Origin of the sequence: Klebsiella sp. R390, from assembly GCF_051131745.1 — a bacterium.
Taxonomy (GTDB): Bacteria; Pseudomonadota; Gammaproteobacteria; order Enterobacterales; family Enterobacteriaceae; genus Klebsiella.
In genome coordinates, this window is sequence record NZ_CP180445.1 from 2,447,520 (window position 1) to 2,469,966 (window position 22,447).

Genomic DNA, 22,447 nt, shown 5'->3' on the forward strand with positions numbered 1-22,447 from the left:
CTTACAGCGCAAAAAGGCTGGTGACTAAATAGTCACCAGCCATCAGCCTGATTACTCAAGCTGCAACCGGAAAGGTTGGCTTATTTAACTTCAACTTCAGCGCCAGCTTCTTCCAGAGATTTTTTCAGTGCTTCTGCGTCATCTTTGCTGATGCCTTCTTTCAGGGCAGCAGGTGCAGATTCTACCAGGTCTTTAGCTTCTTTCAGACCCAGGCCAGTTGCGCTACGTACTGCTTTGATTACAGCAACTTTGTTAGCGCCAGCAGCTTTCAGAATTACGTCGAATTCAGTTTTTTCTTCAGCAGCTTCAGCCGGGCCAGCAGCTACAGCTACAGCAGCAGCAGCGGAAACACCGAATTTTTCTTCCATTGCAGAGATCAGCTCAACAACGTCCATTACGGACATAGCGGATACTGCTTCAATGATTTGATCTTTAGTGATAGACATTTAAATTGTTCCTGAATATCAGAATAAGTTTATACGTAAGCGAGCGTTTTATAAAGATAACTGCGATTAAGCAGCTTCTTTCGCATCGCGTACAGCAGCCAGAGTGCGAACCAGTTTGCCAGCCGAAGCTTCTTTCATGGTTGCCATCAGGCGTGCAATTGCTTCTTCGTAGGTCGGCAGAGTTGCCAGGCGGTCGATTTGCGACGCCGGGATCAGCTCACCTTCAAAGGCTGCGGCTTTGACCTCAAATTTTGCATTCGCTTTCGCGAACTCTTTGAACAGACGAGCAGCAGCGCCCGGGTGTTCCATAGAGTATGCAATCAGGGTCGGACCAACAAACGTGTCTTTCAGGCACTCGAACGGAGTACCTTCAACGACGCGGCGCAGCAGGGTGTTACGAACAACACGCATGTAAACGCCAGCTTCACGACCTGCTTTACGCAGTTCAGTCATTTTATCTACAGTTACGCCGCGGGAATCCGCAACTACTGCAGACAGCGCGCCTTTGGCTACTTCGCTGACTTCAGCAACAATCGCTTGTTTGTCTTGAAGATTTAAAGCCATTAGCTTTGCTCCTGGATGTTTGCCAGAGCTCATGCTCTGGAACTCACTTCACCCTACTCAACGAGTAGAGCGTCTTAATACGGTGAGCAGAAACAAGCCAGAGTATCCAAAAATAATCTTAGCGTTCTGTCACCGTCTACGCAGGGGATTAAGTTTCTGATGAAACACCTGCGGTCTTCGACGGAGGCCTGGATAGGCCAGGCTCCAACGAACAAATCTGTTTTTCTCTGTCTAACCGAAGTTAGCAGAAACATGGGGGTAGTATTGTAGACAAAACCACCACCCACGTAAAGCTAATCTTAGTTCGCAGACGCGCTCAGACCAGCCTGATCAACGGCAACACCAGCACCCATGGTGGTGGAGAGGCTGACTTTCTTGATGTACACGCCTTTCGCCTGAGTCGGTTTTGCTTTTTTCAGCGCAACCAGCAGGGATTCCAGGTTTTCTTTCAGTTTGTCAGCGTCAAAGTCCACTTTACCAATGGTGGTGTGGATGATGCCGTTTTTGTCGTTACGATAACGAACCTGACCTGCTTTAGCATTCTTAACTGCTTCAGCAACGTTCGGAGTTACAGTACCAACTTTCGGGTTAGGCATCAGGCCACGCGGACCCAGAACCTGGCCCAGCTGGCCAACAACGCGCATTGCATCCGGGGAAGCAATAACAACGTCAAAGTTCATTTCGCCTTTTTTGATCTGGTCAGCCAGATCTTCCATACCTACCAGCTCGGCGCCTGCAGCTTTAGCAGCTTCAGCGTTCGGGCCCTGGGCAAATACGGCTACGCGAACGGAACGGCCAGTACCGTGCGGCAGTACAGTCGCGCCACGGACGTTCTGGTCAGATTTACGAGCGTCGATGCCGAGGTTAACAGCAACGTCTACGCTTTCAGTAAATTTAGCAGTGGCCAGCTCTTTCAGCAGAGCAATAGCTTCGTTGATGTCGTACTGTTTAGTTGCATCAACTTTGTCACGGATCACGCGCATACGCTTGGTCAGTTTAGCCATTTCTTAGTCCTCCACTACCAGGCCCATGGAACGTGCAGTACCTTCGATGGAGCGAGTCATCGCTTCAATGTCGGAACCAGTCATGTCGGCAGCTTTGGTCTGCGCGATTTCCTGCAGCTGAGCGCGGGAAATTTTACCAACTTTATCTTTGTTCGGCTTACCGGAACCAGACTTGATGCCTGCAGCTTTCTTCAGCAGAACAGCAGCCGGCGGGGTCTTGGTAACAAAGGTAAAGGAACGGTCAGCGTAAACGGTAATAACAACCGGGATCGGCAGACCTTTTTCCAGGGATTCAGTTTTGGCGTTGAACGCTTTACAGAATTCCATGATGTTCACACCCTGCTGACCCAGTGCTGGACCAACCGGCGGGCTCGGGTTTGCCATACCAGCTGCAACCTGCAGCTTGACGTAGGCTTGTACTTTCTTAGCCATTTAAATTTCCTCGTTTGGGTATAACGCCTTCATAAAAGGCTCCCCGTTATCAATATCGTTTTATGAACGCATGACCCATAAAAACAAAAGGCGCGAAATTGTATGTCAATTTCGCGCCTCATGCAACGATTAAATCGCTGCTTTTTTGATCGCCGGTTAGGCTTTCTCTACCTGAGCAAAGTCCAGTTCGACCGGAGTTGCACGGCCAAAGATAGATACAGAAACCTTCAGGCGCGACTTCTCGTAGTCAACTTCTTCAACGACACCGTTAAAGTCAGCGAACGGACCATCGCTAACACGAACCATTTCACCCGGCTCGAACAGCGTTTTAGGACGCGGCTTATCGCCAACCTGCTGCAGGCGGTTCATGATAGCGTCAACTTCTTTATCGCTGATCGGTGCCGGACGGTCAGAAGTACCGCCGATAAAGCCCATCACGCGTGGCACGCTGCGCACCAGGTGCCAGCTTGCATCGTTCATGACCATCTGGACCAGAACATAACCCGGGAAGAATTTGCGCTCGCTTTTACGGCGCTGGCCACCACGGATCTCGACCACTTCTTCGGTCGGCACCATGACTTCGCCAAACAACTCTTCCATATTGTGTAATTTGATATGTTCACGCAACGAGGTAGCTACGCGACCTTCAAAACCGGAAAACGCCTGAACGACGTACCAACGTTTTTTAGGAGCTTCAGACATCTCAGAACCTCAGGCCAGTGATAAAGGATACCAGGCGAACCAGAATACCATCCAGCCCCCACAGGATCAGTGACATTACCGCAGTAACCGCAGCAACAATCAGCGTGGTGTGCAGCGTTTCCTGGCGAGTTGGCCAGATAACCTTGCGGACTTCGGTTCTCGCTTCACGGGCAAACGCCACGGTCGCCTTACCTTTTGTGGTTAACAGCGCGACGCCACCGGCAGCAGCGATCAGAACCACTACGGCCAGCGCACGCAGTGCTAGCATAATGTCACGATAAAGGAAGTTGCCTACGATGGCCACAATCAGCAGCGCAGCAACGATCAGCCACTTCATCGTTTCCAGGCCGCGCCCGCTCCCTTGAGCTTCGGTATTCGCACTCATAAACCAACCTGTCACAAGAATTCAGACAAATAATTTTGCCCCGCGAGAGCGAGGCAACCAAACCGAAATGCTCTGTTGCGTTTCGGACTCAACGCCCTCTACAGAGCCTGTCTCAGCAATGATTATGGCAAAAAAAATCACTGATGAGCCAGGTTCTGGTTCGAAAGCGTACAAAAAGGGCATCAAATGATGCCCTTTTATTGCGCATTGCGTCAAATGTTATCAGCGATTAGCCGAGAACTTTTGCTACCACGCCAGCGCCAACGGTACGGCCGCCTTCACGGATTGCGAAACGCAGACCATCGTCCATCGCGATCGGGTGAATCAGGGTAACAACCATTTTGATGTTGTCGCCCGGCATGACCATCTCTACGCCTTCCGGCAGTTCGATGGTACCAGTCACGTCAGTTGTACGGAAGTAGAACTGCGGACGGTAGCCTTTGAAGAACGGAGTATGACGGCCGCCTTCATCTTTGGACAGGATGTACACTTCAGATTCGAATTTGGTGTGCGGCTTGATAGAACCCGGCTTAGCCAGTACCTGACCACGTTCGATTTCTTCACGTTTGATACCACGCAGCAGAACACCAACGTTCTCACCAGCACGGCCTTCGTCCAGCAGTTTGCGGAACATTTCAACGCCAGTACAGGTAGACTTAGCAGTCTCTTTGATACCAACGATTTCAACTTCTTCGCCAACTTTAACGATACCGCGCTCTACACGACCGGTAACAACAGTACCACGGCCAGAGATAGAGAATACGTCTTCGATCGGCAGCAGGAACGGCTTGTCAATCGCACGCTCTGGTTCCGGGATGTAAGAATCCAGGTAGCCAGCCAGCTCAACGATCTTAGCTTCCCACTCTGCGTCGCCTTCCAGCGCTTTCAGAGCAGAACCACGGATGATCGGAGTGTCGTCGCCCGGGAAGTCGTACTGAGACAGCAGCTCACGCACTTCCATCTCAACCAGTTCCAGCAGCTCTTCGTCATCAACCATGTCGCATTTGTTCAGGAACACGATGATGTAAGGAACGCCTACCTGACGACCCAGCAGGATGTGCTCACGAGTCTGCGGCATCGGGCCGTCAGTCGCAGCAACAACCAGGATCGCGCCGTCCATCTGCGCAGCACCGGTGATCATGTTTTTAACATAGTCGGCGTGGCCCGGGCAGTCTACGTGTGCGTAGTGGCGAGTCGGGGTGTCATATTCAACGTGGGAAGTGTTGATGGTGATACCACGAGCTTTTTCTTCTGGTGCGTTATCGATCTGGTCGAATGCACGAGCAGAACCACCGTAGGTTTTAGCCAGAACGGTAGTGATTGCAGCAGTCAGCGTTGTTTTACCATGGTCAACGTGGCCGATAGTACCGACGTTAACGTGCGGTTTTGTACGTTCAAACTTTTCTTTAGACATCGATTGTCCCTCTAAGACACGGATAAATCGGTGATATCACCACATCAACCGGGCAACATGCCCGACTTGTTGAATGCAATAAACAGAGAGAAACAGGGAAGGAGAGATAAAGAAGTGGTGCTGATACCCAGAGTCGAACTGGGGACCTCACCCTTACCAAGGGTGCGCTCTACCAACTGAGCCATATCAGCACGTCTGGAGCGGGCAGCGGGAATCGAACCCGCATCATCAGCTTGGAAGGCTGAGGTAATAGCCATTATACGATGCCCGCATCCTGAAACTCGGCTACCCAGTTCTTTCTATAACAAAAAAAAGAGAGTTCTCTCTTTTTTTTGTTTGAGTTGTTTAGTTTAACCAAGCAACTCTGGCTCCGCAAAGCGTTGCCGAAAGATGGTGGTGGGGGAAGGATTCGAACCTTCGAAGTCGATGACGGCAGATTTACAGTCTGCTCCCTTTGGCCGCTCGGGAACCCCACCAGGCACTTGATGGTGCCGACTACCGGAATCGAACTGGTGACCTACTGATTACAAGTCAGTTGCTCTACCTACTGAGCTAAGTCGGCATCAAGTAGCGCGCATTTTAGGGAGACATACGCATTCATGCAACTAAAAAATTGCATAAAATGTTCCATCGCTCATATTTTGTGCTCAAACATGGGAAAACGGTGTAATTTCAATCAATGACGTACAAAAAACCGGCATTATTTCTCATTAAAACGTCCGCTCATCCTCACTATTTATGTCAGGAAAGGTATTTCCAGGCCAGACTCTGGCATTTCTTTCCGTCTCCCGACAGCCAAAACCTCCTTATATGCTGACCAGTGCCTCCTCGAACCATCATCCATATACGCTTTCTGCCATGATGTGACCAGGTTGCCGCACGCAAGTGACACATAATGACCAACAAACCCCGCTCTTGTGATGTCTGCATTAGAAAGCATCATTCGATAAGTTTTTTTCTTATTATTCCTCGCAATCTGGTGTTACCCTCCTGCCCATTGTCCTGATTAACTTGTGTGAAGCATCCCTCGCAACTTCTGATTTGGCGATGCTAAGAACATGCTTATGAGCAAAAAAGAGCAGACGTTAATGACACCTTATCTACAATTTAACCGCAACCAATGGGCTGCACTTCGTGATTCCGTTCCGATGACGCTGACAGAGGAAGAAATCACGCGGTTAAAAGGCATCAACGAAGATCTTTCCCTTGAAGAAGTTGCAGAGATCTATTTGCCGCTGTCGCGTTTGCTTAATTTCTATATCAGTTCCAACCTGCGCCGTCAGGCCGTGCTGGAGCAATTCCTCGGTACTAATGGCCAGCGCATCCCGTATATCATCAGTATTGCCGGAAGCGTTGCGGTAGGTAAAAGCACGACCGCACGTGTATTACAGGCGCTGCTTAGCCGCTGGCCTGAGCATCGTCATGTTGAATTGATTACAACTGATGGCTTCTTACATCCCAACGCCGTGCTGAAAGAACGCGGGTTGATGAAGAAGAAAGGCTTCCCGCAATCTTATGACATGCATCGGCTGGTGAAATTTGTTTCTGATTTGAAATCAGGCTTACCGACAGCTACTGCCCCGGTTTATTCGCATCTTATTTATGATGTGATCCCGGATGGTGATAAGACAGTGGCGCAACCAGATATATTAATTCTTGAAGGGTTGAATGTCTTACAAAGTGGCATGGATTATCCCCATGACCCGCATCATGTATTCGTTTCTGATTTCGTTGATTTTTCTATATATGTCGATGCACCAGAAGAACTGTTGAAAACATGGTATATCAACCGCTTCTTGAAATTCCGTGAAGGGGCTTTCACCGACCCGGATTCTTATTTCCATAATTATGCGAAGCTTTCCAAAGATGAAGCTGTGAATATCGCCACCTCATTATGGAATGAGATTAATTTATTGAATCTTAAAGAAAATATACTTCCAACCCGAGAGCGCGCCAGTCTAATCATGACGAAAAGCGCGAATCATTCGGTCGAGCAAGTCCGGTTGCGGAAATAATCATGACCATAATAAAAAGGGAGCTCAGGCTCCCTTTTTATTTGGTTTATTCCGCGCTACGCAGTGATATTTCACCACCAACCCATGGTTTGATAACGCCATCTTGCTCAAGCAATAATGCCCCCTGAGTATCGATACCGCGCGAAATTCCGAAAATTTCTTTGTCGCCGATAATAAGCTTTACCGGGCGATTAAGGAAATTATCCAATTTCTCCCAGCGAGCAAGATAAGGGGCCAGACCATCCTGCTCAAACAGTTGTAGGCCCGCGCGAAGCTCTTTAATCAGGCGCGCGGCCAGCGTATTGCGATCGATAGACACACCAGCTTCCTGCAGGCTAATCCATCCCTGGTTCACCACGTCTGATTCAACGCGGCGCATTGCCAGATTGATCCCCGCGCCGCTAACGATCTGCGCTGCATCACCTGTTTTTCCCGTCAGTTCGACCAGGATACCCGACAGTTTACGATCCTGCAGATAGAGATCGTTAGGCCACTTCACACGAACTTTATCCGCTCCCAGACTCTGGAGAACTTCAGCAATAACAATACCGATGACCAGGCTCAGGCCAATCGCCGCGGCAGGCCCCTGCTCCAGGCGCCAGTACATCGAAAGATAAAGATTTGCCCCAAAGGGTGAGAACCACTTACGCCCTCGGCGACCACGACCCGCCTGCTGATACTCTGCGACGCACGCATCCCCGGATTGCAGTTCGTTTAGGCGATCGAGTAAATACTGGTTCGTCGAATCAATGACCGGAAGTACCGTTACCCGACCATGTTCGATCTGTGCGGCAATGCTGTCTTCATCTAATAATTGGATAGGCTCCGGCAGGCTGTAACCCTTGCCAGGAACGGTAAACACATCAACGCCCCAGTCACGCAATGTCTGAATGTGTTTATTGATGGCCGCACGACTCATTCCCAGACGTTCGCCCAGCTGCTCCCCGGAATGAAACTCGCCATCGGCCAGAATGGATATCAATGTCAGGGGGATTGTATTATCTCTCACGAAATGGTCTCCTCGGCATTCACTTCACCAGTCGTGCCAATAAAACGGACTTCCGGCTGCAGCCAGACATTGAATCTCTCGCCGACCTGCTGGCGGACGTAATGTGCCAGCTGAACAACATCATCGCTGGTTGCATCTTTATCATTGATTAAGACCAGCGCCTGCTGGCGATGTACCGCAGCACCACCGATAGTTTTTCCTTTAAGCTGGCATTGATCGATCAGCCAGCCCGCAGCCAGTTTCATGCTGCCATCCGCCTGTGGGTAATGTGGCGCATTTGGGAATGCAGCCAGAAGCGCCTGGCTTTGCTCAGCGCTGATAACGGGGTTCTTAAAGAAGCTTCCGGCATTACCATTTACTTTCGGATCAGGAAGTTTTGTCATACGCATATGGCATATGGCATCGAATACCTGACGTGGCGTCACGGTTTGTGGATCCAGGCGGGTCAGGTCACCATAAGTTAATACCGGATGCCAGGTCCTGGGTAGACGAAGTCCCACCGCAACAATGGCATAGCGATCCTGATACTCATGCTTGAAAATACTGTCGCGATAGCCAAAGCGGCACTCGCTGGCGGAAAGACGTTGCTTACGGCCGCTCGTCAGTTCGATACAGTCGACATACTGGCAAACACGCTGGAGTTCAACACCATAGGCACCGATATTCTGAATCGGGGAAGACCCTGCGCAGCCAGGAATCAAGGCGAGGTTTTCCAGGCCCGGCATGTCATTCTCCAGCGTAAACTGCACCAGTTGGTGCCAGTTCTCCCCGGAACCAACATGCAAGAGCCAGGCCTCGGGTGTTTCCGTGACCTCTATGCCCATGATGCGGTTAATAATAACCGTACCAGCATAATCCTGTAGGAACAGGACATTGCTCCCTTCACCGAGGATCAAAACGGGCTGATCTTCTGCCGTGGCTCTCTGCCAGGCAGACAATAGCAGCTGTTCATTATCAGCACGTACAATGACTTTGGCTTTACGGTCAATGCCAAAGGTATTCCAGGGTTTGAGAGAATGATTCATAGTGGCTTCCTGATGCAAAATCCGGACTAGTTTACCGTATCTGCTGGGGGAAGGCTTGTTTGAATGCGGCTGGATGGGTGTCGTGCGATGTTATGATGTTTTGCTACGCATAAAGCGAAACATAACGCTAAAACACAAAAAGCCCATCCGTCAGGATGGGCTTCTGTATTGTCTGATGGCCCGGAGACACCTTTCCCCGGTGAATCGCAGAAAAAACAAAAGGCCCGGTCTTTCGACTGAGCCCTTTGCTTTAGCAGATAAACAAAAAAACCCCATGCTTTCGCATGAGGTTTCTTTGTTTTATTTGATGCCTGGCAGTTCCCTACTCTCACATGGGGAGACCCCACACTACCATCGGCGCTACGGCGTTTCACTTCTGAGTTCGGCATGGGGTCAGGTGGGACCACCGCGCTATCGCCGCCAGGCAAATTCTGTTATCAGGATGCTAAAAGCACCCCAACTAATCTGTATCAGGCTGAAAATCTTCTCTCTGTCCACCAAAACAGCTTTGGCGTTGTAAGGTTAAGCCTCACGGTTCATTAGTATCGGTTAGCTCAACGTATCGCTACGCTTACACACCCGACCTATCAACGTCGTCGTCTTCAACGTTCCTTCAGGACTCTCAAGGAGTCAGGGAGAACTCATCTCGGGGCAAGTTTCGTGCTTAGATGCTTTCAGCACTTATCTTTTCCGCATTTAGCTACCGGGCAATGCCATTGGCATGACAACCCGAACACCAGTGATGCGTCCACTCCGGTCCTCTCGTACTAGGAGCAGCCCCCTCAATTCTCCAGCGCCCACGGCAGATAGGGACCGAACTGTCTCACGACGTTCTAAACCCAGCTCGCGTACCACTTTAAACGGCGAACAGCCGTACCCTTGGGACCTACTTCAGCCCCAGGATGTGATGAGCCGACATCGAGGTGCCAAACACCGCCGTCGATATGAACTCTTGGGCGGTATCAGCCTGTTATCCCCGGAGTACCTTTTATCCGTTGAGCGATGGCCCTTCCATTCAGAACCACCGGATCACTATGACCTGCTTTCGCACCTGCTCGCGCCGTCACGCTCGCAGTCAAGCTAGCTTATGCCATTGCACTAACCTCCTGATGTCCGACCAGGATTAGCTAACCTTCGTGCTCCTCCGTTACTCTTTGGGAGGAGACCGCCCCAGTCAAACTACCCACCAGACACTGTCCGCAACCCGGATCACGGGTCTACGTTAGAACATCAAACATTAAAGGGTGGTATTTCAAGGTTGGCTCCACGCAGACTGGCGTCCACGCTTCAAAGCCTCCCACCTATCCTACACATCAAGGCTCAATGTTCAGTGTCAAGCTATAGTAAAGGTTCACGGGGTCTTTCCGTCTTGCCGCGGGTACACTGCATCTTCACAGCGAGTTCAATTTCACTGAGTCTCGGGTGGAGACAGCCTGGCCATCATTACGCCATTCGTGCAGGTCGGAACTTACCCGACAAGGAATTTCGCTACCTTAGGACCGTTATAGTTACGGCCGCCGTTTACCGGGGCTTCGATCAAGAGCTTCTCCTTACGGATAACCCCATCAATTAACCTTCCGGCACCGGGCAGGCGTCACACCGTATACGTCCACTTTCGTGTTTGCACAGTGCTGTGTTTTTAATAAACAGTTGCAGCCAGCTGGTATCTTCGACTGATTTCAGCTCCACGAGCAAGTCGCTTCACTTACCATCAGCGTGCCTTCTCCCGAAGTTACGGCACCATTTTGCCTAGTTCCTTCACCCGAGTTCTCTCAAGCGCCTTGGTATTCTCTACCTGACCACCTGTGTCGGTTTGGGGTACGATTTGATGTTACCTGATGCTTAGAGGCTTTTCCTGGAAGCAGGGCATTTGTTACTTCAGCACCGTAGTGCCTCGTCATCACACCTCAGCGTTAAAAGAAGTCCGGATTTACCTAAACTTCCCGCCTACATGCTTAAACCGGGACAACCGTCGCCCGGCTAACATAGCCTTCTCCGTCCCCCCTTCGCAGTAACACCGAGTACAGGAATATTAACCTGTTTCCCATCGACTACGCCTTTCGGCCTCGCCTTAGGGGTCGACTCACCCTGCCCCGATTAACGTTGGACAGGAACCCTTGGTCTTCCGGCGAGCGGGCTTTTCACCCGCTTTATCGTTACTTATGTCAGCATTCGCACTTCTGATACCTCCAGCAACCCTCACAGGCCACCTTCAACGGCTTACAGAACGCTCCCCTACCCAACAACACATAGTGTCGCTGCCGCAGCTTCGGTGCATGGTTTAGCCCCGTTACATCTTCCGCGCAGGCCGACTCGACCAGTGAGCTATTACGCTTTCTTTAAATGATGGCTGCTTCTAAGCCAACATCCTGGCTGTCTGTGCCTTCCCACATCGTTTCCCACTTAACCATGACTTTGGGACCTTAGCTGGCGGTCTGGGTTGTTTCCCTCTTCACGACGGACGTTAGCACCCGCCGTGTGTCTCCCGTGATAACATTCTTCGGTATTCGTAGTTTGCATCGGGTTGGTAAGTCGGGATGACCCCCTAGCCGAAACAGTGCTCTACCCCCGAAGATGAGTTCACGAGGCGCTACCTAAATAGCTTTCGGGGAGAACCAGCTATCTCCCGGTTTGATTGGCCTTTCACCCCCAGCCACAAGTCATCCGCTAATTTTTCAACATTAGTCGGTTCGGTCCTCCAGTTAGTGTTACCCAACCTTCAACCTGCCCATGGCTAGATCACCGGGTTTCGGGTCTATACCCTGCAACTTAACGCCCAGTTAAGACTCGGTTTCCCTGCGGCTCCCCTATACGGTTAACCTTGCTACAGAATATAAGTCGCTGACCCATTATACAAAAGGTACGCAGTCACCTAACAAGTAGGCTCCCACTGCTTGTACGTACACGGTTTCAGGTTCTTTTTCACTCCCCTCGCCGGGGTTCTTTTCGCCTTTCCCTCACGGTACTGGTTCACTATCGGTCAGTCAGGAGTATTTAGCCTTGGAGGATGGTCCCCCATATTCAGACAGGATACCACGTGTCCCGCCCTACTCTTCGAGTTCACAACGTGTGCATTTTAGTGTACGGGGCTATCACCCTGTACCGCCGGACTTTCCAGACCGTTCCACTAACACACGCGCTGATTCAGACTCTGGGCTCCTCCCCGTTCGCTCGCCGCTACTGGGGGAATCTCGGTTGATTTCTTTTCCTCGGGGTACTTAGATGTTTCAGTTCCCCCGGTTCGCTTCGTTAAGCTATGTATTCACTTAACGATAGTGTGTCGAAACACACTGGGTTTCCCCATTCGGAAATCGCCGGTTATAACGGTTCATATCACCTTACCGACGCTTATCGCAGATTAGCACGTCCTTCATCGCCTCTGACTGCCAGGGCATCCACCGTGTACGCTTAGTCGCTTAACCTCACAACCCGAAGCTGTTTCGTAAAACAGTTCGCATTGCGAAAATTTGAGAGACTCGAACACACCATTTTTCCTTTCTTATTACGGAGAAAGGAAACAGTGTGTCGTTTCAATTTTCAGCTTGATCCAGATTTTTAAAGAGCAAAACTTCGCAGTATACCTTTTCAGGTACACTCTGAAGTTTTCTTGTTATTCAGCAGTAAAGGATGGTGGAGCTATGCGGGATCGAACCGCAGACCTCCTGCGTGCAAGGCAGGCGCTCTCCCAGCTGAGCTATAACCCCATCGTAATACTCATCTCTCGTACCGGTAATTCAGACTGAAACAAGGCGTGGAAGGGCGAAGCATACTGAAGTATGCGAGTCGTTTCACAACGCAGTATCAGGATGAATTTGGTAGGCCTGAGTGGACTTGAACCACCGACCTCACCCTTATCAGGGGTGCGCTCTAACCACCTGAGCTACAAGCCTGCAGAGATGTTTTACTGCTTATTTTTCATCAGACAATCTGTGTGGACACTACAAAGGCAGGTTCTTCAGGTAAGGAGGTGATCCAACCGCAGGTTCCCCTACGGTTACCTTGTTACGACTTCACCCCAGTCATGAATCACAAAGTGGTAAGCGCCCTCCCGAAGGTTAAGCTACCTACTTCTTTTGCAACCCACTCCCATGGTGTGACGGGCGGTGTGTACAAGGCCCGGGAACGTATTCACCGTAGCATTCTGATCTACGATTACTAGCGATTCCGACTTCATGGAGTCGAGTTGCAGACTCCAATCCGGACTACGACATACTTTATGAGGTCCGCTTGCTCTCGCGAGGTCGCTTCTCTTTGTATATGCCATTGTAGCACGTGTGTAGCCCTACTCGTAAGGGCCATGATGACTTGACGTCATCCCCACCTTCCTCCAGTTTATCACTGGCAGTCTCCTTTGAGTTCCCGGCCGGACCGCTGGCAACAAAGGATAAGGGTTGCGCTCGTTGCGGGACTTAACCCAACATTTCACAACACGAGCTGACGACAGCCATGCAGCACCTGTCTCAGAGTTCCCGAAGGCACCAAAGCATCTCTGCTAAGTTCTCTGGATGTCAAGAGTAGGTAAGGTTCTTCGCGTTGCATCGAATTAAACCACATGCTCCACCGCTTGTGCGGGCCCCCGTCAATTCATTTGAGTTTTAACCTTGCGGCCGTACTCCCCAGGCGGTCGACTTAACGCGTTAGCTCCGGAAGCCACTCCTCAAGGGAACAACCTCCAAGTCGACATCGTTTACAGCGTGGACTACCAGGGTATCTAATCCTGTTTGCTCCCCACGCTTTCGCACCTGAGCGTCAGTCTTTGTCCAGGGGGCCGCCTTCGCCACCGGTATTCCTCCAGATCTCTACGCATTTCACCGCTACACCTGGAATTCTACCCCCCTCTACAAGACTCAAGCTTGCCAGTTTCAAATGCAGTTCCCAGGTTGAGCCCGGGGATTTCACATCTGACTTAACAAACCGCCTGCGTGCGCTTTACGCCCAGTAATTCCGATTAACGCTTGCACCCTCCGTATTACCGCGGCTGCTGGCACGGAGTTAGCCGGTGCTTCTTCTGCGAGTAACGTCAATCACCAAGGTTATTAACCTTAATGCCTTCCTCCTCGCTGAAAGTACTTTACAACCCGAAGGCCTTCTTCATACACGCGGCATGGCTGCATCAGGCTTGCGCCCATTGTGCAATATTCCCCACTGCTGCCTCCCGTAGGAGTCTGGACCGTGTCTCAGTTCCAGTGTGGCTGGTCATCCTCTCAGACCAGCTAGGGATCGTCGCCTAGGTGAGCCATTACCCCACCTACTAGCTAATCCCATCTGGGCACATCTGATGGCATGAGGCCCGAAGGTCCCCCACTTTGGTCTTGCGACGTTATGCGGTATTAGCTACCGTTTCCAGTAGTTATCCCCTCCATCAGGCAGTTTCCCAGACATTACTCACCCGTCCGCCGCTCGTCACCCGGAGAGCAAGCTCTCCTGTGCTACCGCTCGACTTGCATGTGTTAGGCCTGCCGCCAGCGTTCAATCTGAGCCATGATCAAACTCTTCAATTTAAGTTTGATGCTCGTGAATTAAACTTCGTAATGAATTACGTGTTCACTCAGAGACTTGGTATTCATTTTTCGTCCGAGGACGTTAAGAATCCATGTCACTTTGAGTGCCCACACAGATTGTCTGATAAATTGTTAAAGAGCAGTTGAAACGCGGCTTTCGCTCACCGTTTCGAGGTCCCGTATAATACGTTTTCCTCATTCAGAGTCAAGCGTTTATTTTCGCTTTTCTCTGTCAGAATTTCCGGAGAAACCCTGCTGACCCGGCGGCTTGCTTGCCGTTGTTCCGTGTCAGTGGAGGCGCATTATAGGGAGTTCTGAGACGTTGACAAGCCCTGTTTTAAAAAAACTTTTCAACCGCTCAAATTCCCGCCATAGCGCCGATTTTACGCGCTACTTGCGCGTCATTTGTGCGATTTCCCGCGCAAAATTCGCAACCTGCTTCCAGTCGGTATACACCACCTCTTTACTGGTATCCGTTTCCCCGCCGGTCATCTTCATAATCAAGCGGATCATAAAGCGGTCGTACCAGCGATAACGTGGATAACGTAGCGCGCCGGCAAACACCGCGCTGCGCTGCGGCTGCCACGGTGAGCTGAGCAGAAACTTGCGCGTATAGCTATTCGTTTGTGGTGTGCGCTTCTCTGGTTTACGTGCAACCAGGTTCACCGAGAAAAATGCGCCGGGGCGTGCCTGCAACGCCGAAAGGTGTTTCTTCACAAAGCGGTCCAACGCCGAATGAAAATGCCCGTAACGAATCGACGCGCCAATCACCACGCGATCGTAGTGCTGCCATTCGACGTCCTCTGTACGGTTTAGATTAACCGTATCTGAATCAACGCCCAGCTCTTTAAGTTCTGAAGCCAGGAAGGAGGCAATTTCGCGGGTCTGCCCGTCACGGGTTGAAAATAGAATCAACGTTTTCACAAGCACTCCTGTTATTCGCGCCAGAAAGTGGGAGTAAAGAGCACCAATAAGGTGAACACTTCCAGACGACCAAACAGCATATTAGCAATCAAGATCCATTTCGCGACCGGGTTCATTGTCGCGAAGTTATCCGCCACCACGCCAAGCCCTGGTCCCAGGTTATTAAGCGTCGCCACGACCGAGGCAAAAGCAGAAAAGTCATCCACACCGGTCGCGATAATCGCCAGCATACTGATAATAAAGACCAGCGCATAGGCGGAAAAGAATCCCCATACCGCTTCCAGAATTCGTTCAGGTAGCGCACGGTTGCCTAACTTAATGCTGTATACCGCATTCGGGTGCACCAGGCGTTTAAGTTCGCGGTTCCCCTGCTTAAACAGCAGCAGGATACGAATCACTTTCAGACCCCCGCCCGTCGACCCGGCGCAGCCGCCGATAAATGCCGAGCACAGCAACAGAACCGGGAGAAACAGCGGCCAGCGGGCGATGCTGTCGGTGGTAAAGCCCGCGGTGGTGGCCATCGACACCACCTGGAAAAAGGCCTGATTGACGGTGGTCAATGCCGAGCTGTAGACGTCATGTAGCCAGAGCACCAGCGTACAAATCACCACCAGCGTCAGCTGGACACCAATAAACATGCGGAATTCAGGGTCACGCCAGTACACCTTCAGGCTGCGTCCGCTCAGCAATGAAAAGTGCAGACCATAGTTACAGCCGGAAATCAGCAGGAAAATCGCAATAATCGTATTAATGGTCGGACTGTTAAAATACCCCACGCTGGCATCATGCGTAGAAAAACCGCCAATCGCGATAGTCGAAAAGCTATGGCCAATGGCGTCAAATGCCGGCATCCCCGCAAACCATAGCGCCAGCGCGCAGGCCACGGTTAGCAGGACATAGATGAGCCACAGGGTTTTTGCCGTTTCGGCGATGCGGGGGCGCATTTTATTGTCTTTTAGCGGCCCGGGCATTTCTGCCCGATACAACTGCATCCCCCCGACGCCCAGTATCGGCAGTATCGCCACCGCCAGCACAATGATCCCCATACCACCAAACCACTGCAGCATCTGGCGATAGAACAAAATAGCGTGAGGTAACGAATCCAGCCCCACCAGCGTTGTTGCACCCGTAGTGGTCAAACCCGAGAAGGATTCAAAGAACGCGTCGGTGATAGTCAGGTTCGGTTGCTCAGCAAAAATGAACGGGAGCGCACCGACGCTGCCCAGCACGGTCCAGAAGAGCACAACAATCAGAAAACCTTCGCGGGATTTCAGCTCCCCTTTTTCACGGCGGTTCGGCCACCATAATAGAGAGCCAATCGCCAGCGCGACAAAAAAGGTCTGGGTAAACGCCCGTCCCGCGCCATCGCGGTATATCAGGGCCACTAATCCCGGCAGGATCATGGTCCCCGAAAATAAAATGACCAGCAGTCCAACGATTCGGGTTATCGCGCGAAAATGCATCTCTGGCGCTTCCTTTGATATGCAAAAAATCAGGTGGGGATTATTCGTCAATCTTTAATAATTGCAACGAACCACGACTAAAATCAGCCAGTTTTGTCGAAAAAGAGGCCACTTCAGCTTGCGGAAGCGCCACTCTAAGCTGGACGAACGCCTGATATTCGCTTTCGACAATGTGTCCTGAGAACTGAGCCAACAGCGTTTCAATCCCGGCTAACTGCCCGTATTCACACTGCAAAGTATATGCTGTTAACGGCGTCTTGCGCTGGGTTGTTAGCGCAGCAAGCGCCTGATGCACACCGCCACCGTAGGCTTTGACCAGACCGCCGGTACCCAACAAAATCCCGCCGTAGTAGCGCACCACCACAGCGGTTATTTCGCCGACGCCGCTGCCCATCAGCTGCGCCAGCATCGGCTTACCTGCCGTCCCCGCAGGTTCGCCATCGTCAGAAAACCCCAGTTGCTGCGAGTCATTGGGCGGCCCGGCCACCCACGCCACACAATGGTGGCGAGCGTCCGGATGTTCCGCCCTGACGGACTCCACAAAGGCTTTCGCCGCAACCACGCCGTCGGTATGCGCCAACAGCGTGATAAAGCGACTCTTTTTGATCTCTTCAACGAAGGTTACCGGCGCGGCCGGTATCAACCAGCTATCCATTACGCCAGTTTCAGGTCACGCGTCATATTTTCAACACTGCTTTCGTGAATGACGACGTTATCTTCGATACGGATCCCGCCAAACGGCTTCAGCGCGTCAATTTTCTGCCAGTTGAAGTGTTTGCTGAACTGCCCTTCACGCCACGGTGCCAGCAGAGATTCAATGAAGTAGATACCCGGCTCAATCGTCAGCACCATACGCGGCTGCAGAATACGCGTGCAGCGGAGATATGGATACTTTGACGGCGCCGCCAGATGCGTGCCGCTATCATCCTGCATGAACCCTGCCACATCATGAACCTGTAAACCCAACGGATGGCCAATGCCGTGCGGCATAAACGGCCCGGTCAGGTCGTTTTCAACCATCGCTTCTTCGCTCATGTTGGTGACGATCTGGTGCTTACGCAGCAGCTTCGCGATGCGCTGATGGAACTGGATATGGTAATCCACATAGCTGGTGCCCGCTTTCATGGTGCTAATCAGCGCCAGCTGCTCATCGTTAACGTCTTTAATCAAATGCGCATAGTCATTGTCGCTGTGCGCAGCCCAGGTGCGGGTCAGGTCGGCTGCGTAACCATTGTATTCCGCCCCGGCATCCAGCAGGAAGCTGCGCGCATCTGCCGGCGCACGGTGATCCAGTTTGGTGTAGTGCAGCACGGAAGCATGTTCATTCAGCGCCACGATATTGCTATATGGCACATCGGTATCGCGGTGGCCGGTAGCCGTCAGGTACGCCTGGTTAATATCGAACTCGCTCATTCCGGAAAGGAAGGCTTCGTGGGCTGCACGGTGGCCATTCACCGCCGATTTCTGCGCTTCACGCATGCAGGCCAGCTCATAGTCGGTTTTATAAGAGCGATAGTAATGCAGGTAATCGATCACCCCTTTCGGGTTGATATTATCGGCGGAGATATCCAGACCGAGCGCCCGCTCCGGTACCGGCCCGATATAGCCGATGTTGCCGCGTGCTGCCGGCAGTTGGCTACCAATGCCGTCCGCTTTTGGTAGCGCGATCACTTCAACTTCTTCCGTCCAGAAAGAGGTCGGCAGCGGTTCCACGTTATGCCAGTAATCTACCGGCAGATAGAACCACAGTTTCGGCTTGTTAACGCCATCCACCAGCAGCCAACAGTTTGGCACCTGCGTCACCGGTACCCATGATTTAAATTGCGGGTTGACCTTAAACGGGTACGGATGGTCGTCAAGAAAGACGTTGACCAGCTCACCAGAGTGAATCAGTAACGCATCGAGCTTAAAACGCGCTAAAGCATCACGGGTACGTTCTTGTAGGGTAACGATATGATTTTTATAGAGCGCGGCTAGTGATTCCATCTTTCATCCTTTGCTTTTATTGGATCGTGATGTTCCGCATCTTAGCACATTGGCCTCAGGCAGGGTGATTTCCACCGGGTGTGATCAGACCAGCATTTATTTAAAGACTCATTTGCAATTCTTTAACATAAATCCCACACTCCGTCTCATCTGGTACGACCAGATCACATTGCTGGATTCAGGAGACTGACATGCTCTACAAAGGCGACAACCTGTACCTCGACTGGCTGGAAGATGGCATTGCCGAACTGGTGTTCGATGCCCCCGGCTCGGTGAACAAGCTCGACACCGCTACCGTAGCCAGCCTCGGCGACGCGCTGGACGTGCTCGAAAAGCAAAAAGATCTCAAGGGGCTGCTGCTGCGCTCAGAAAAAGCGGCCTTTATCGTCGGTGCCGACATTACCGAATTCCTCTCCCTGTTCCTGGTACCACAGGAACAGCTCAGCCAGTGGCTGCATTTTGCCAACAGCGTCTTTAATCGCCTGGAAGATTTGTCGGTTCCCACGATTTCAGCGGTGAACGGCTATGCGCTGGGCGGCGGTTGCGAATGTGTCCTGGCGACGGACTATCGTCTGGCCACGCCGGATCTCCGCATCGGCCTGCCTGAAACCAAACTGGGTATCATGCCGGGCTTCGGTGGGTCGGTGCGCCTTCCGCGCCTGCTCGGCGCCGATAGCGCGCTGGAAATTATTGCTGCCGGTAAAGATGTCAGTGCCGATCAGGCGTTGAAAATTGGCCTGGTGGATGGGGTTGTCAAACCGGAGAAACTGCGTGATGGCGCGATCGCTATTCTTCATCAGGCAATCAACGGCGATCTGGACTGGAAAGCCAAACGTCAGCCGAAGCTGGAGCCGCTGAAGCTCAGCAAGATTGAAGCCACCATGAGCTTCACCATCGCCAAAGGCATGGTCGCCCAAACCGCCGGCAAACATTATCCCGCGCCGATTACGGCGGTGAAAACTATTGAAGCCGCCGCCCGTTTCGGCCGTGAAGACGCACTGAAGCTGGAAAATCAAAGCTTTGTCCCGCTGGCGCACACCAAAGAAGCCCGGGCACTGGTAGGGATTTTCCTCAACGATCAGTACGTCAAAGCCAAAGCGAAGAAGCTGACCAAAGACGTTGAGACCCCGCAACAGGCTGCAGTACTGGGTGCCGGGATCATGGGTGGCGGAATTGCCTACCAGTCCGCCTGGAAAGGCGTGCCGGTGATCATGAAGGATATTAATGATAAATCACTGACGCTCGGGATGAACGAAGCCGCCAAACTGCTCAACAAGCAGCTTGAGCGCGGGAAAATTGATGGCCTGAAGCTGGCAGGCGTGATCGGCACGATTCACCCAACCCTGGATTACACCGGGTTCGAACGCGTTGATGTCGTGGTGGAAGCCGTCGTCGAAAATCCGAAAGTGAAAAAGGCCGTGCTGGCGGAAACCGAAGAGAAAGTACGCCCGGATGCGGTACTGGCTTCCAATACCTCAACGATTCCGATCGGTGAGCTGGCCAGCGTCCTGCAACGACCGGAAAACTTCTGCGGCATGCACTTCTTTAACCCGGTGCATCGCATGCCGCTGGTTGAAGTTATTCGCGGCGCAAAAACGTCGGATAAAACCATTGCCAAAGTGGTGGCCTGGGCCAGCAAAATGGGCAAAACGCCGATTGTGGTCAATGACTGTCCCGGCTTCTTCGTCAACCGCGTGCTGTTCCCCTATTTCGCCGGCTTCAGCCAGTTATTACGCGATGGCGCCGACTTCCGCAAAGTCGATAAGGTGATGGAAAAAGTGTTTGGCTGGCCGATGGGCCCGGCATATCTGCTGGACGTCGTTGGCATCGATACCGCACACCACGCGCAGGCCGTCATGGCTGCCGGTTTCCCGCAGCGCATGCAAAAAGATTACCGCGACGCCATTGATGCCCTGTTCGACGCCAGCCGCTTTGGCCAGAAAAATGGTCTCGGCTTCTGGCGCTATCAAGCGGACAGTAAAGGTAAGCCGAAGAAAGAAGAAGACCCGGCCGTTGACGCACTGCTGGCCGATGTGAGCCAGGCCAAACGCGACTTCAGCGATGAAGAAATTATCGCCCGCATGATGATTCCAATGGTCAACGAAGTGGTGCGCTGTCTGGAGGAAGGCATCATTGCCAGCCCGGCCGAAGCGGATATGGCGCTGGTTTATGGCCTCGGCTTCCCACCGTTCCACGGCGGCGCCTTCCGCTGGCTGGATACCCTCGGCAGCGCAAAATACCTCGATATGGCGCAGCAATACCAGCATCTCGGTCCGTTGTATGACGTCCCGGAAGGTCTGCGTAGTAAAGCGGGCCATAACGAACCCTACTATCCTCCGGTAGAACCAGCCCGCCCGGCGGGTGTTCTGAAAACGGCTTAAGGAGTCACAATGGAACAGGTTGTCATTGTTGATGCAGTTCGCACCCCGATGGGCCGTTCGAAGGGCGGCGCGTTTCGCCACGTGCGCGCGGAAGATCTCTCCGCGCACCTGATGCGTAGCCTGCTGTCGCGTAACCCGTCACTTGATCCGTCCGCGATTGACGATATTTACTGGGGCTGCGTGCAACAAACGCTGGAGCAAGGTTTCAATATTGCGCGTAATGCCGCGCTCCTTGCCGAAATCCCGCACTCGGTACCGGCAACGACGGTCAACCGCCTGTGCGGATCATCGATGCAGGCGCTGCATGACGCGGCCCGAATGATCATGACCGGGGACGCCAGCGTCTGTCTGATTGGCGGTGTGGAGCATATGGGTCACGTCCCGATGAGCCACGGCGTCGATTTTCACCCGGGGCTGAGCCGCAACGTGGCAAAAGCGGCCGGCATGATGGGATTAACCGCCGAAATGCTGGCGCGCCTGCACGGCATCAGCCGGGAGATGCAGGACCAGTTCGCTGCACGCTCCCATGCCCGGGCCTGGGCCGCCACGCAGTCCGGCGCGTTCAAAACGGAAATCATCCCGACGGGCGGCCATGATGCCGACGGCGTACTGAAGTCATTTAACTATGATGAAGTGATCCGCCCGGAAACCACTGTGGAAGCACTGGCGACGCTGAGACCGGCATTCGACCCGGTGACAGGTACCGTGACGGCGGGGACCTCATCGGCACTGTCGGACGGCGCTGCCGCGATGCTGTTGATGAGTGAAAGCCGCGCCCGCGAGCTGGGGCTGACACCTCGTGCACGTATCCGCGCCATGGCGGTGGTCGGCTGTGACCCTTCTATTATGGGTTATGGCCCGGTTCCGGCCTCAAAACTGGCGCTGAAAAAAGCCGGGCTTTCGGTAAACGATATCGATGTATTTGAAATGAACGAAGCCTTCGCCGCGCAGATCCTGCCGTGCATTAAAGATCTTGGGCTAATGGAGCAGATCGACGAGAAGATCAACCTCAACGGCGGCGCGATCGCTCTGGGTCACCCATTAGGATGCTCCGGCGCGCGTATCAGCACCACCCTGATTAATCAGATGGAGAGCAGAGACGCCCAGTTTGGTCTGGCCACCATGTGTATTGGGCTGGGTCAGGGGATCGCGACGGTATTCGAACGAGTTTAATCGGGAGGATATCCCCTCACGCA

16 protein-coding genes, 6 tRNA genes and 3 rRNA genes are annotated in these 22,447 nt (G+C 52.4%); 3 read left to right on the forward strand and 22 right to left on the reverse strand.

The window, feature by feature from the left end:
* Positions 1-80: 80 nt before the first annotated feature.
* From rplL to ACMYSP_RS11385, 11 genes are all read right to left on the reverse strand, one after another.
* Positions 81-446: a 50S ribosomal protein L7/L12 gene (gene rplL, locus ACMYSP_RS11335; protein ID WP_004118416.1), complete on the reverse strand. Its 366-nt coding sequence runs from the start codon at positions 444-446 to the stop codon at positions 81-83.
* A 66-nt stretch (positions 447-512) separates the two neighbouring features.
* A complete protein-coding gene (gene rplJ / locus ACMYSP_RS11340; protein WP_004097644.1) occupies positions 513-1,010 on the reverse strand; it encodes a 50S ribosomal protein L10 in 498 nt (165 codons plus the stop codon).
* Positions 1,011-1,309: 299 nt separating this feature from the next.
* Positions 1,310-2,014, reverse strand: coding sequence for a 50S ribosomal protein L1 (gene rplA, locus ACMYSP_RS11345; RefSeq protein ID WP_123758149.1), 705 nt, complete (start codon positions 2,012-2,014; stop codon positions 1,310-1,312).
* A gap of 3 nt (positions 2,015-2,017) precedes the next feature.
* Positions 2,018-2,446, reverse strand: coding sequence for a 50S ribosomal protein L11 (gene rplK / locus ACMYSP_RS11350; RefSeq protein WP_004097640.1), 429 nt, complete (start codon positions 2,444-2,446; stop codon positions 2,018-2,020).
* Between the two features lie 156 nt (positions 2,447-2,602).
* On the reverse strand, positions 2,603-3,148 hold the full coding sequence (nusG, locus tag ACMYSP_RS11355) for a transcription termination/antitermination protein NusG (RefSeq protein ID WP_002438628.1): 546 nt from the start codon (positions 3,146-3,148) through the stop codon (positions 2,603-2,605).
* A gap of 1 nt (position 3,149) precedes the next feature.
* Positions 3,150-3,533, reverse strand: a complete 384-nt coding sequence (gene secE / locus ACMYSP_RS11360; protein ID WP_123758148.1) for a preprotein translocase subunit SecE — start codon at positions 3,531-3,533, stop codon at positions 3,150-3,152.
* Between the two features lie 229 nt (positions 3,534-3,762).
* Positions 3,763-4,947 (reverse strand): elongation factor Tu, encoded by a 1,185-nt coding sequence (gene tuf, locus ACMYSP_RS11365; RefSeq protein ID WP_187042249.1) that lies wholly within the window; start codon positions 4,945-4,947, stop codon positions 3,763-3,765.
* Between the two features lie 115 nt (positions 4,948-5,062).
* Positions 5,063-5,138, reverse strand: a tRNA-Thr gene (locus ACMYSP_RS11370).
* Between the two features lie 5 nt (positions 5,139-5,143).
* A tRNA-Gly gene (locus ACMYSP_RS11375) sits at positions 5,144-5,218 on the reverse strand.
* Positions 5,219-5,338: 120 nt separating this feature from the next.
* Positions 5,339-5,423 (reverse strand) — tRNA-Tyr (locus ACMYSP_RS11380).
* Between the two features lie 10 nt (positions 5,424-5,433).
* Positions 5,434-5,509 (reverse strand) — tRNA-Thr (locus ACMYSP_RS11385).
* A gap of 502 nt (positions 5,510-6,011) precedes the next feature.
* Between ACMYSP_RS11385 and coaA the strand changes: the two genes are divergently transcribed.
* Positions 6,012-6,962, forward strand: a complete 951-nt coding sequence (coaA, locus tag ACMYSP_RS11390) for a type I pantothenate kinase (protein ID WP_434586850.1) — start codon at positions 6,012-6,014, stop codon at positions 6,960-6,962.
* Between the two features lie 46 nt (positions 6,963-7,008).
* On the opposite strand, the gene birA is transcribed toward coaA, so the two are convergent.
* The 11 genes from birA to pepQ all read right to left on the reverse strand — a co-directional run bounded on the left by birA (position 7,009) and on the right by pepQ (position 18,870).
* On the reverse strand, positions 7,009-7,971 hold the full coding sequence (birA, locus tag ACMYSP_RS11395; protein WP_123753640.1) for a bifunctional biotin--[acetyl-CoA-carboxylase] ligase/biotin operon repressor BirA: 963 nt from the start codon (positions 7,969-7,971) through the stop codon (positions 7,009-7,011).
* A complete protein-coding gene (gene murB, locus ACMYSP_RS11400) occupies positions 7,968-8,996 on the reverse strand; it encodes a UDP-N-acetylmuramate dehydrogenase (protein ID WP_434586851.1) in 1,029 nt (342 codons plus the stop codon). The genes birA and murB overlap by 4 nt, the downstream gene beginning before the upstream one ends.
* Before the next feature lie 309 nt (positions 8,997-9,305).
* Positions 9,306-9,421 (reverse strand): 5S ribosomal RNA (gene rrf / locus ACMYSP_RS11405).
* A 93-nt stretch (positions 9,422-9,514) separates the two neighbouring features.
* A 23S ribosomal RNA gene (locus ACMYSP_RS11410) occupies positions 9,515-12,418 on the reverse strand.
* Between the two features lie 206 nt (positions 12,419-12,624).
* Positions 12,625-12,700 (reverse strand) — tRNA-Ala (locus ACMYSP_RS11415).
* A gap of 109 nt (positions 12,701-12,809) precedes the next feature.
* Positions 12,810-12,886, reverse strand: a tRNA-Ile gene (locus ACMYSP_RS11420).
* A 70-nt stretch (positions 12,887-12,956) separates the two neighbouring features.
* Positions 12,957-14,497: ribosomal RNA gene (locus ACMYSP_RS11425) — 16S ribosomal RNA — on the reverse strand.
* The 16S, 23S and 5S rRNA genes sit together here with 2 tRNA genes alongside, the layout of an rRNA operon.
* A gap of 390 nt (positions 14,498-14,887) precedes the next feature.
* The gene (gene hemG, locus ACMYSP_RS11430; RefSeq protein ID WP_434586852.1) at positions 14,888-15,421 is read right to left on the reverse strand and encodes a menaquinone-dependent protoporphyrinogen IX dehydrogenase; all 534 of its coding nucleotides are present in this window, start codon (positions 15,419-15,421) and stop codon (positions 14,888-14,890) included.
* Positions 15,422-15,432: 11 nt separating this feature from the next.
* Positions 15,433-16,884 carry a Trk system potassium transporter TrkH gene (gene trkH, locus ACMYSP_RS11435; RefSeq protein ID WP_434586853.1) on the reverse strand — a complete coding sequence of 484 codons (1,452 nt, stop codon included), beginning with the start codon at positions 16,882-16,884 and terminating at the stop codon, positions 15,433-15,435.
* Between the two features lie 40 nt (positions 16,885-16,924).
* A complete protein-coding gene (locus tag ACMYSP_RS11440) occupies positions 16,925-17,539 on the reverse strand; it encodes an IMPACT family protein (protein ID WP_434586854.1) in 615 nt (204 codons plus the stop codon).
* Positions 17,539-18,870 (reverse strand): Xaa-Pro dipeptidase, encoded by a 1,332-nt coding sequence (gene pepQ, locus ACMYSP_RS11445; protein ID WP_434586855.1) that lies wholly within the window; start codon positions 18,868-18,870, stop codon positions 17,539-17,541. Before pepQ ends, ACMYSP_RS11440 begins: the two co-directional genes overlap by 1 nt.
* A 191-nt stretch (positions 18,871-19,061) precedes the next feature.
* On the opposite strand from pepQ, the gene fadB reads away from it, so the two are divergent.
* Positions 19,062-21,251, forward strand: a complete 2,190-nt coding sequence (gene fadB, locus ACMYSP_RS11450; RefSeq protein ID WP_434586856.1) for a fatty acid oxidation complex subunit alpha FadB — start codon at positions 19,062-19,064, stop codon at positions 21,249-21,251.
* A 9-nt stretch (positions 21,252-21,260) separates the two neighbouring features.
* Positions 21,261-22,424: an acetyl-CoA C-acyltransferase FadA gene (fadA, locus tag ACMYSP_RS11455; RefSeq protein WP_434586857.1), complete on the forward strand. Its 1,164-nt coding sequence runs from the start codon at positions 21,261-21,263 to the stop codon at positions 22,422-22,424.
* Positions 22,425-22,447 lie beyond the last annotated feature (23 nt).

What these genes read in the sequence shown, in the direction of transcription:
- rplL (WP_004118416.1), bottom strand. Translation starts at nt 446, where the DNA reads ATGTCTATCACTAAAGATCAAATCATTGAAGCAGTATCCGCTATGTCC.
- rplJ (WP_004097644.1), bottom strand. Translation starts at nt 1,010, where the DNA reads ATGGCTTTAAATCTTCAAGACAAACAAGCGATTGTTGCTGAAGTCAGC.
- rplA (WP_123758149.1), bottom strand. Translation starts at nt 2,014, where the DNA reads ATGGCTAAACTGACCAAGCGTATGCGCGTGATCCGTGACAAAGTTGAT.
- rplK (WP_004097640.1), bottom strand. Translation starts at nt 2,446, where the DNA reads ATGGCTAAGAAAGTACAAGCCTACGTCAAGCTGCAGGTTGCAGCTGGT.
- nusG (WP_002438628.1), bottom strand. Translation starts at nt 3,148, where the DNA reads ATGTCTGAAGCTCCTAAAAAACGTTGGTACGTCGTTCAGGCGTTTTCC.
- secE (WP_123758148.1), bottom strand. Translation starts at nt 3,533, where the DNA reads ATGAGTGCGAATACCGAAGCTCAAGGGAGCGGGCGCGGCCTGGAAACG.
- tuf (WP_187042249.1), bottom strand. Translation starts at nt 4,947, where the DNA reads ATGTCTAAAGAAAAGTTTGAACGTACAAAACCGCACGTTAACGTCGGT.
- coaA (WP_434586850.1), top strand. Translation starts at nt 6,012, where the DNA reads ATGAGCAAAAAAGAGCAGACGTTAATGACACCTTATCTACAATTTAAC.
- murB (WP_434586851.1), bottom strand. Translation starts at nt 8,996, where the DNA reads ATGAATCATTCTCTCAAACCCTGGAATACCTTTGGCATTGACCGTAAA.
- trkH (WP_434586853.1), bottom strand. Translation starts at nt 16,884, where the DNA reads ATGCATTTTCGCGCGATAACCCGAATCGTTGGACTGCTGGTCATTTTA.
- ACMYSP_RS11440 (WP_434586854.1), bottom strand. Translation starts at nt 17,539, where the DNA reads ATGGATAGCTGGTTGATACCGGCCGCGCCGGTAACCTTCGTTGAAGAG.
- pepQ (WP_434586855.1), bottom strand. Translation starts at nt 18,870, where the DNA reads ATGGAATCACTAGCCGCGCTCTATAAAAATCATATCGTTACCCTACAA.
- fadB (WP_434586856.1), top strand. Translation starts at nt 19,062, where the DNA reads ATGCTCTACAAAGGCGACAACCTGTACCTCGACTGGCTGGAAGATGGC.
- fadA (WP_434586857.1), top strand. Translation starts at nt 21,261, where the DNA reads ATGGAACAGGTTGTCATTGTTGATGCAGTTCGCACCCCGATGGGCCGT.